Raw genomic sequence first — 9,086 nt, 5'->3', positions numbered from 1 at the left:
CTCGGTAATTGCTCCTGCATTATTCTACCTTCGTCCATTCTTGGACTCGTACCTCCTAAATCTGGCCGCTAAGGGTGGGAATGTCTTATTTGGCATGGCAAGTTGACGAAGCGTCAAAGCTTTCTTAACTGCGCAGAAATATTGTTTAATTAGTATCCAAATCGAATGCATAAGATGATAATTAGTTAACTCAGTTAGCATTCTCATCAAAAAGCATGCTCTTTACAAATCGATTAATGATAGTGTGTGGTGATTAGTCGGGGAGCCAATAGGCTGAGATCATAAAATGAACCCGTTGAACCTGATTCAGTTAATACTGACGTAGGGAACTAATGGTCATTTGAGGCGTTCTTCCTGATCCGTTTCTTTTGCTGAGATAGCACCTTTTGGCGCATTTATTCTCACACGACTGTTTTTTCCTGACTGTTAGTTAGGGAAATAAATATGTCTTCATTAGTCACCACAGCATCTTTAACTCCATTCGTTACGACTCCTATTGTATTGACCATTGCCGGTTCAGACAGCGGTGGTGGTGCCGGTATTCAAGCCGACATTAAAGCCATTTCAGCGACTGGCGGTTATGCATGCTCTGTTATTACTGCATTAACGGCACAAAATACACAAGCGGTTACGGGTATTTACCCGATCAATGCAGAGTTTGTCGAGCAACAACTTGATGCCGTATTTTCGGATCTGAATGTGATTGCCGTAAAAGTTGGCATGTTAAGTGATTCAAATATCATTCATTCTGTCGCTAAAAAAATTAAACAGTACACCCCTAAATATCTCGTAGTTGATCCCGTCATGGTCGCAACCAGCGGTGATCTTCTTCTCCACTCCTCTGCCATTGATAGCCTTAAATCGGAACTGCTCCCTCTGGCCGATGTCATTACCCCTAATTTGCCAGAAGCCGCTGCGCTAATTGGCTGCTCAGTCCCCAAAAACGAAGATGAAATGATTGCTATGATCGACGAACTTCGTCAATTAGGCGCTAAATCTGTTTTGCTAAAGGGTGGCCACCTAGAAACCGATGACAACAGCACTGATTTACTGATCCTTGCCGACAATGTTGAGCGTTTATCAACGGAGCGGATCAAAACCCGCAATACACACGGAACAGGTTGCACCTTATCTTCTGCAATCGCCTCTTACTTAGCTCAAGGGCATGAATTATCAGCGGCGGTAAAACGGGGCAAATACTACATTACTCAAGCGATTGCCCATGCTGATGAGTTGAATATTGGACAAGGACATGGGCCCGTGAATCACTTTTTTGTCTTAAACACTCAAGGGCAGTCGTAATGAAGCTAGAGCCATGTGATAACAGCCTCGGTGCAGTTATCTCAAATGGCACTTTGCAATACAAAGACAGCGCAGCGGCCATTATGTCGGGTTTAAACATGTCCATCGCTGCAGGAAAGTGGACGGCGATATTGGGTAAAAGTGGTTGTGGTAAAACTTCAATTTTGCGTTATATGGCAGGTTTATTGACAGATAAAGTGATGTGGTCGGGTGACATTCACATTGATGGGGGAGAATGCTTAGAAGGCAACATTGCTTACATGGCGCAACAAGATCTATTGATGCCGTGGTTAAACGTACTTGATAACGTCTGTTTTGCTCGCAAATTTTCGGTGAACACTCAATTTAATGCCAATCAAGCCCGCGCGATTGAATTGCTAGAGCGTGTTGGATTAAAAGGGCATGAACAGAGTATGCCCGTGCAACTGTCTGGAGGAATGCGTCAGCGTGTGGCGTTAGCAAGAACGTTAATGCAAGACAAGCCGATGGTATTAATGGATGAGCCCTTTTCTGCGTTAGATGCGGTTACTCGCCATCGACTGCAAGCGCTTGCAGTCCAAGTCTTGGCGGGTAAAACAGTATTACTCATCACGCATGATCCGCAAGAAGCACTTAGATTAAGTGATGCGATTTATATCATGCAAGGTCAACCAGCCTCAGCGGTGCTTTTACCGGTGCCAAACTCAAGCATTCCACGAAAATTTGATGCGGAGTTAGCGATTCTTCAGCAACAGATCATTGATACGTTGGAGGTTGACTATGTCTAAGCCAATTTCAATCAATCATGAGCACTCCGACAACCACATTGCATCTCAAACGATTGTGTTACAAACGGAGAGGGCAGAGCCAAAAGCGTTACCGAAAAGCGCTAAATCGATAGGAAGAATCATCGTCAGTGCTGCTGTAATACTGGCGATATGGCAGTTTGTTATTATGATTTTCGCATTGCCCAGTTTCATTTTGCCGAGTCCGATAGCGGTGTTTGAAAAACTAATACAGCGTTACGATGTGTTGTTATTCCATTCATGGATCACCGCGCAAGAGATTATTCTTGGTCTTGGTTTGGGCCTTTCTATGGGGTTATTGTTTGCACTCCAAATGCTGCTGTTTGACCCACTTCGACGTTGGTTATTGCCTATTTTAATTGCGAGCCAAGCCATTCCTGTATTTGCTATCGCCCCGATTTTAATGCTGTGGTTAGGTTACGGCATTGCGTCAAAAATCGTGATGGCGGCGCTGATTATCTTCTTTCCGGTGACAACTTGTTGTTACGACGGTTTACGTAATACCCCAACCGGTTACCTCGATTTAGCGCACACCATGGGCGCATCAAAATGGCAGTTACTTAAACACGTTCGCTTGCCTGCTGCCTTACCTTCATTAGCGTCTGGGATCCGTGTTGCAGTGGTCGTTGCGCCTATTGGTGCCGTGGTGGGGGAGTGGGTAGGATCAAGTGAAGGGCTTGGTTATTTAATGCTGCAAGCTAATGCTCGAATGATGATTGATGAAATGTTTGCCGCCTTATTCATTCTTGCTGCTTTATCCGTCAACCTTTATTTTCTCACTGATGTACTGATTCAAAAACTCATACCGTGGCAACACGATAAATAGATTGATAGCGTAAGGGATTTAAACAAATGAAAAAGATCATGATTAAAGGAGCGATGGCTGTGCTTATTGCAAGTTACTCCTTAATGGCGAGTGCTGAAGATAAAGCGATGACATTAATGTTGGATTGGTTTGTAAATCCAAATCATGGCCCTGTGGTGATTGCTCAACAAAAAGGCTATTTCAAAGAAGAAGGCTTGAACATTACCATTCAAGAGCCTGCGGATCCCAGTATGCCAGCCAAATTGGTGGCCGCTAATAATGTCGATTTAGCGATATCCTATCAAACCAGTTTAACCATCGATGTGGCTGCAGGATTGCCACTGATCCGCTCTGCGACACTGATTGCGACACCACTCAATACCTTAATGGTGCTTGATAATGGAAACATTAACTCACTGGCTGATTTAAAAGGTAAGAAAGTCGGGATCTCGATTGCGGGTAACGAAGAAGCGACCATTGGCACCATGTTAAAAACAGAGGGTGTGGATTTCTCTGAGATAAAAATCATCAATGTTGGATGGGCGCTATCGTCATCATTAGCGTCGGGTAAAGTTGATGCGATTTGGGGAGGATTACGTAATTTTGAAACCAATCAATTAGCGTTAGAAGGCTATAAAGCAAAATCCTTTTTTCCTGAAGAGCATGGAGTGCCATCGTATGATGAACTGGTTTTTGTGGCGAATGCAAAAACCTATGATGCCGAAGCTTTAAAGAAGTTTAATCATGCAATTGAAAAGGCAACACTATTTATTGTGAATCACCCAGAAGAAGCATGGAGAACCTTCGTTTCTTACGCGCCAGATACCTTGAATAATGAATTAAATAAGCGAGCATGGAACGATACGTTAACGCGCTTTGCTTTGCGTCCTGCCGCCGTTGATTTACAACGCTATGATCGTTTTTCTGCATTCATGTATCAACATAAGATCATTAAAACGCTGCCTAAAGCACAAGATTTTGTACCCGTTTTGTAAACGACTCCCCCTTTTTAATGTTAGAGACAAATATGAATCATCAAGACCTAATTCAAGCGTGTCAAAGTGAATGGAATGAATATACTGAGCACTATTTTGTGAAGGCATTAGCGGTCGGCGAGTTAGCTCATTCGTCTTTCTTACATTATTTAAAACAAGATTTTTTGTTTTTAAAGCAATATGCCCGAGCGTATGCCTTGGCGATTTACAAAGCGAGAACCTTAGCTGAAATGCGGATGGCATTACCGAGCGTGCAAGCGTTATTGGACTCAGAAATAGCCCATCACTTAACGTATTGTGCTGAATGGGCCATTTCAGAGCCTGAGATGGAAGCGGAACCCGAAGCCTTTGGTACGGTGGCGTATACGCGCTTTGTATTGGATACGGGAATGTCCGGTGATGTGATTGATTTATATGCCGCGCTAGCGCCATGTTCAAAGGGATATGCTGTTATTGGCGCGCAATTATTAGCAAGTGAATCCACGATATTTGAGGGTAACCCCTACGCTAATTGGATCAAGATGTACGGTGGAGAAGAGTTCCAATCTGGTGTTCAAAAAAGCATGACACAATTGGATGAGCTGCTGGCTGATATTGATATAAACAGCCAACGAGGCCAGCGTTTATGTCATATTTTTAAAACCGCCACTCGAATGGAAGTCGCATTTTGGCAACAAGGTCTCGACGGCGCCTAAATGGGCACACCAAATACAAAATAGGAAAGCATCATGACAGTTATGAATACGCAAAAAATTATTGCAGCATTAGCGACACTGCGTGAGACAAAACCATTGGTGGTGAATATCACAAACTACGTTGTGATGAACAATACTGCGAATGCCTTATTAGCGTTAGGTGCATCACCCATCATGGCGCATAGCCAACAAGAAATGGCAGAGATGATGAGTTTCTCCGGTGCCTTAGTGATTAACATTGGTACGTTAGACAGTGTTTGGACACCGCGAATGCATTTTGCTGTCGAGCAAGCCAATGCCAATAATAAAGTGGTGGTACTTGATCCTGTTGGCTGTGGTGCGAGTCAACTTCGTACGCAAACGGCTCGCCACATTGCTGATGCCGCGAATAAGCTGATCATTCGTGGTAATGCGTCTGAAATTATCGCATTAGCGGGTGAAAACGCGCAAAGCAAAGGGGTTGATGCATTAGACAGCAGTGATTCCGCATTAGGTGCTGCGCGGTATGTGGCGCAAGAGTATCGGTGTAACGTCGTTATTTCTGGTGAAACCGACTATGTGGTTACCCTTGATACGCAGTATCAATTGAATAATGGTCACGCGATGATGCCTTTTGTGACTGGAATGGGCTGTACGCATACGGCATTAACAGGGGCTTTCGCTGCGATTGGTGATGATACTGGCGTAGCAGCAACGGCGATTCTAGGGGTGGCGGGTGAAATAGCGGCAGAGAAATCAGCAGGTCCAGGTAGTTTACAAATGAACCTGCTGGATGCACTTTATCTATTAGATGAAGAAACACTGACTCGTCGTTTAAAATTAACCGTGAATGCATAGGCAACACTGTATGAATAACCCTTATAAACTGTATTTAGTGACCGATGATCAGCAAGACATTGATACGTTATGCCAAGTTGTCTCTGAGGCGGTAAAAGGTGGCGTTACTATGGTGCAAATACGTGAAAAGCACGGCAATGTAAGCGCGTTTATTGAAAGAGCGGCTGCGGTCAAACAGATATTGCAAGGCAGTGGTGTGCCATTGATTATTAATGATCGAGTCGATGTAGCATTGGCGGTTCAGGCCGATGGGGTGCACTTGGGGCAATCGGATATGCCTGCCATTGTTGCTCGTGAGCTGATTGGCGCTGATATGATATTGGGCTTGTCTGTTGAAAATGAAGCACAGTTACATGAAGCACAAAATTTACCTGTTGATTACCTTGGGATCAGTGCTGTTTTTTCGACGCCAACGAAGACAAATATCATTAAAGAGTGGGGCATTGAAGGCTTAGCAAATGCGGTAAAAGAGAGTCGATTGCCTCTGGTTGCCATTGGAGGAATAAATGACGCTAACATTAGACAGATAGCGACTACCCAGGTTGATGGGATTGCGCTGGTATCAGCCATTTGTCATGCCGTCTCTCCTAAACAAGCAAGCCAAGTATTGTTAGGCTTGATGGCAGCAGAAAATGATGAGTTTATTGTTCGCGATTATGACTCACCATGATTAATGAGCAGCCTAGAATAACGCTCTCATAATGATGGGATCAATAAACCCATAATGTACAGCAGATTGATAAGGTCACTGGCGTGGTATTTCAAGCTGTGACTGCGTGAATCCTAGTCTAATCTTTTTAGACACAAGCCTGTTATAAAAAGAGCTGGTTATAAATATACATAAATATAAAAGCCCCACAGCTTCTATTATCTAGAGATTGTGAGGCTTTTGGGTGTTTAGAATCTTTACACTATAATTACGCTGTTAGGGTGATTTTACCTACCGCTTTACCTGATCCTAGGTGATCATGTGCTTGTGCTACTTCCCAGATAGAAAAATTGCTGTTATCAATGATTGGCGTGATCTTACCTGCATCAACCAGTGCTGCAATTTCAGTTAAGATACGGCCGTGTGATCCATGGTTAATGCCGTGACATAGTGGGATCAACATTAATACACTGTGGAATGATAAGCTTTTAAGGGCCACTTGCAGTACGTTTTCAATGGGTAAAATTGTTGTTACGTGACCATAGAATTTTGCTGCTTCAAATGACTTTTGGATGTTTTCACCAGCTACCGTATCAAAGATCTTATCAAAACCTTTGCCGCCAGTGTGTGCTTGCACATAGTCAGCCACTGTTTCTGCTGTGAAATCAACTAGGTTATCTGCACCGACTGTTTTCGCTAATTCAGCAGTCGCTGGTGAATGAGTTGATGTCACCGTGGCGCCCAGTACTTTTGCAAGCTGCACAGCGATGTGACCAACGCCACCCGTTGCACCATGAATAAGTACGTTATCGCCAGCTTGTACATTCATTTTGTGTACAAGTGCTTCGTATGATGTGATCGCAACGAGGGGTAATGCCGCCGCTTGTTTCATGGTTAGTGTTTTTGGCTTTTGCGCCATTAAACGTGCATCTACTAACATAAACTCTGCTAGTGCACCGTCAACACCGTTAATCCCGCCTGCCATACCATAAACTTCGTCACCAATCTTGAAGTTTGCTACATCTTCACTTACTTCAACAACGATACCAGCAACATCACCGTGTAATACTTCGGGTAAGTTTGCAGACCAAGGCAGTTCAATTGAACGTAGCATAGTATCAAGTGGGTTTACGCTGGTTGCTTTTACTTCAACAACCATGTGGCCAGATTTTAATGTTGGTTTTGCTTTTTCTACTAATTGAAAAACGTCGCTTGAACCGATTTCTTTAATGATCATTGCTTTCATGGTTGCTGCCTTTTAATAGAATAGTATGGGACTTGCTTAACAAGATGGGGCTATTCTATGTTTTGTTCAATGAACCAACCATAACCCGTGAGGCAAACCACTTTTGCTTTCTAGGCAAAAATAGGATTTAGCAAGCAAAGAAGCATAGCGATGTACATGGCAATGGTCATCGAAAGACGCTGGGTCTATCACTCGTTGCATATGACTGCTGACAAAGGATCAGCTTGTTATTAGGCTCACAGGGTGAGTGGCGGAGCACAGTTTTAGTGCAAAGACCAACGCTACCATGAGGGTATGAATGATGCTCGCTGTTGCTAATATTGTCCACAATCCACCGACTTACCAGCAGTAGATAAAAATAAAGTCATCGGCACCGTCGCCGGAATAAACCTCAGCAGATATATAGTGGGTTGGTAAATTTATCATTCTGCAACGGGTGTTTTTGTTTGCTTTGTAATACTGACGCTGAGTAAATACGCTGTAAAAGTGGTTTTTCATTCTTTTTATGTGACCGGTAAATATACTGGTATGTATTAAAATCCTTTATTTTCAAGTGACTGCATTCAACTTCATATACCCGTGCACTGCATATTGATCTGTATCATATTCGCGGTTAATAAATCAGCGTGTATACCACTAAAGGGCTATGCTTGGGGAAAATTATAGGTTCAATAATGGGGCGTTATGACGATTTGTAAAACAGTGTTGGTGTTGTCCTCGGTTTTTTGGCTTGGGGCTTGTGGCAGTGATGGTGATAGCACTGTCACTGCACCGGAATTGCCTCTGGGTAAATTCTCTTTAGCCATTTCTGATTCACCTATGGCTGGGGTTTCCCATGTGGGTATGGTCATGGGGGAACTGGTCATGACAGACGCCTCGGGCGTTATCCATAGGCATGACTTACAGAATATGGCATTTAATCTACTTGATTTTCAGGGGATTGATAGCCATCTTATGGTCGATAGCATCGACTTGCCCTCAGGACAATACCATGATGCTTATGTCACCATTCATCAGGGTGATGGTAATCAGGGCTGCTATGTTGAAGATGGTCAGGGGCGCCACGGTTTGCATGTTGAAAATGGACAGCTGCCCATTTCAGATGTTGAGATTGTTACTGGGCAGCATCTTGCCATCACCATGGAAATTGATTTGTATCGTGGCCTGTCTCAGGAGCAGGGACAATACAATTTAAGCCATGAAGCCATGTGGTCCATCGATAATAGCCATATGGGCCACTTGTTGGGTGAGGTAGACCCCCAATGGATTGCTGATTGTGAGACGGCTTACGCCGATCTGACCCCGGCGGGAGGCCAATTTAACCATTTGGCCTACTTGTACCCAGAACAGGTAACCAATATAAACCAAATGGCGGATATGGGAACCAATCCGCCAGCGAGTTTCACGGCCCCTACAGCGGTAAGTCCTATGATGCAGGACATCGACGGTAACTGGCACTTTTCCATGGGCTACTTGCCAGCCGGAAACTATCGGGTTGGCTACAGCTGTTTAGGCCATTTAGATGACCCAATCGCCGATGATATCAGCAGTGGTTCGTTTGTAATGTTTAAAGATTCTGGTTCAATTACCATAGAGACTGGAACACAGGGCGGCCAGCAGACGGTACATGAGTGCGGTAATGGTAATGGTGGCCATCACGGTGGCATGCACGGCGGTATGGGCGGCTAGCGATGATGAGTCAGGCTCTTATTCACTTTTGGAGCCTGGAACACAAAGTGACAATTAGTTTTCTCTGTAACAGGCTATTGGAC

Annotated in this window: 9 protein-coding genes and 1 riboswitch; of the genes, 8 read left to right on the top strand and 1 reads right to left on the bottom strand. The window is 44.0% G+C overall.

The features are described 5' to 3' along the window. The first annotated feature begins 248 nt into the window (after positions 1-248). Positions 249-345, top strand: a riboswitch (TPP riboswitch). Between the two features lie 99 nt (positions 346-444). The 7 genes from thiD to thiE are packed head-to-tail and all read left to right on the top strand — an operon-like array spanning position 445 to position 6,089. Continuing rightward, entirely contained in the window at positions 445-1,302 is an 858-nt protein-coding gene (thiD, locus tag CXF82_RS10090; RefSeq protein ID WP_102044128.1) for a bifunctional hydroxymethylpyrimidine kinase/phosphomethylpyrimidine kinase, read from the top strand. After that, complete coding sequence (locus CXF82_RS10085) at positions 1,302-2,069, top strand: ABC transporter ATP-binding protein (protein ID WP_102044127.1); 768 nt, start codon at positions 1,302-1,304, stop codon at positions 2,067-2,069. Before thiD ends, CXF82_RS10085 begins: the two co-directional genes overlap by 1 nt. Next, the gene (locus tag CXF82_RS10080; protein ID WP_102044126.1) at positions 2,062-2,913 is read left to right on the top strand and encodes an ABC transporter permease; all 852 of its coding nucleotides are present in this window, start codon (positions 2,062-2,064) and stop codon (positions 2,911-2,913) included. Before CXF82_RS10085 ends, CXF82_RS10080 begins: the two co-directional genes overlap by 8 nt. 26 nt (positions 2,914-2,939) lie before the next feature. Beyond that, complete coding sequence (locus tag CXF82_RS10075) at positions 2,940-3,887, top strand: ABC transporter substrate-binding protein (protein ID WP_102044125.1); 948 nt, start codon at positions 2,940-2,942, stop codon at positions 3,885-3,887. A gap of 32 nt (positions 3,888-3,919) precedes the next feature. Further along, on the top strand, positions 3,920-4,582 hold the full coding sequence (gene tenA, locus CXF82_RS10070) for a thiaminase II (protein WP_101091874.1): 663 nt from the start codon (positions 3,920-3,922) through the stop codon (positions 4,580-4,582). A gap of 33 nt (positions 4,583-4,615) precedes the next feature. After that, positions 4,616-5,419, top strand: a complete 804-nt coding sequence (gene thiM, locus CXF82_RS10065) for a hydroxyethylthiazole kinase (RefSeq protein ID WP_102038670.1) — start codon at positions 4,616-4,618, stop codon at positions 5,417-5,419. Positions 5,420-5,429: 10 nt separating this feature from the next. Continuing rightward, complete coding sequence (thiE, locus tag CXF82_RS10060; protein ID WP_102044124.1) at positions 5,430-6,089, top strand: thiamine phosphate synthase; 660 nt, start codon at positions 5,430-5,432, stop codon at positions 6,087-6,089. A gap of 247 nt (positions 6,090-6,336) precedes the next feature. Here the strand turns inward: thiE and CXF82_RS10055 are convergent, their stop codons facing one another. Further along, positions 6,337-7,314 (bottom strand): zinc-dependent alcohol dehydrogenase family protein, encoded by a 978-nt coding sequence (locus CXF82_RS10055; protein ID WP_101091877.1) that lies wholly within the window; start codon positions 7,312-7,314, stop codon positions 6,337-6,339. A gap of 684 nt (positions 7,315-7,998) precedes the next feature. On the opposite strand from CXF82_RS10055, the gene CXF82_RS10045 reads away from it, so the two are divergent. Continuing rightward, positions 7,999-9,003 (top strand): DUF4382 domain-containing protein, encoded by a 1,005-nt coding sequence (locus CXF82_RS10045; protein WP_101091878.1) that lies wholly within the window; start codon positions 7,999-8,001, stop codon positions 9,001-9,003. Positions 9,004-9,086: the final 83 nt, after the last annotated feature.

Source organism: Shewanella sp. GutDb-MelDb (genome assembly GCF_002836075.1).
GTDB lineage: Bacteria > Pseudomonadota > Gammaproteobacteria > Enterobacterales > Shewanellaceae > Shewanella.
This window is presented reverse-complemented; position numbering and strand designations above follow the sequence as displayed.

Excerpts from the sequence above, each read along its gene's own strand:
- thiD (WP_102044128.1), top strand. The coding sequence starts at position 445 with ATGTCTTCATTAGTCACCACAGCATCTTTAACTCCATTCGTTACGACT.
- CXF82_RS10085 (WP_102044127.1), top strand. The coding sequence starts at position 1,302 with ATGAAGCTAGAGCCATGTGATAACAGCCTCGGTGCAGTTATCTCAAAT.
- CXF82_RS10080 (WP_102044126.1), top strand. The coding sequence starts at position 2,062 with ATGTCTAAGCCAATTTCAATCAATCATGAGCACTCCGACAACCACATT.
- CXF82_RS10075 (WP_102044125.1), top strand. The coding sequence starts at position 2,940 with ATGAAAAAGATCATGATTAAAGGAGCGATGGCTGTGCTTATTGCAAGT.
- tenA (WP_101091874.1), top strand. The coding sequence starts at position 3,920 with ATGAATCATCAAGACCTAATTCAAGCGTGTCAAAGTGAATGGAATGAA.
- thiM (WP_102038670.1), top strand. The coding sequence starts at position 4,616 with ATGACAGTTATGAATACGCAAAAAATTATTGCAGCATTAGCGACACTG.
- thiE (WP_102044124.1), top strand. The coding sequence starts at position 5,430 with ATGAATAACCCTTATAAACTGTATTTAGTGACCGATGATCAGCAAGAC.
- CXF82_RS10055 (WP_101091877.1), bottom strand. The coding sequence starts at position 7,314 with ATGAAAGCAATGATCATTAAAGAAATCGGTTCAAGCGACGTTTTTCAA.
- CXF82_RS10045 (WP_101091878.1), top strand. The coding sequence starts at position 7,999 with ATGACGATTTGTAAAACAGTGTTGGTGTTGTCCTCGGTTTTTTGGCTT.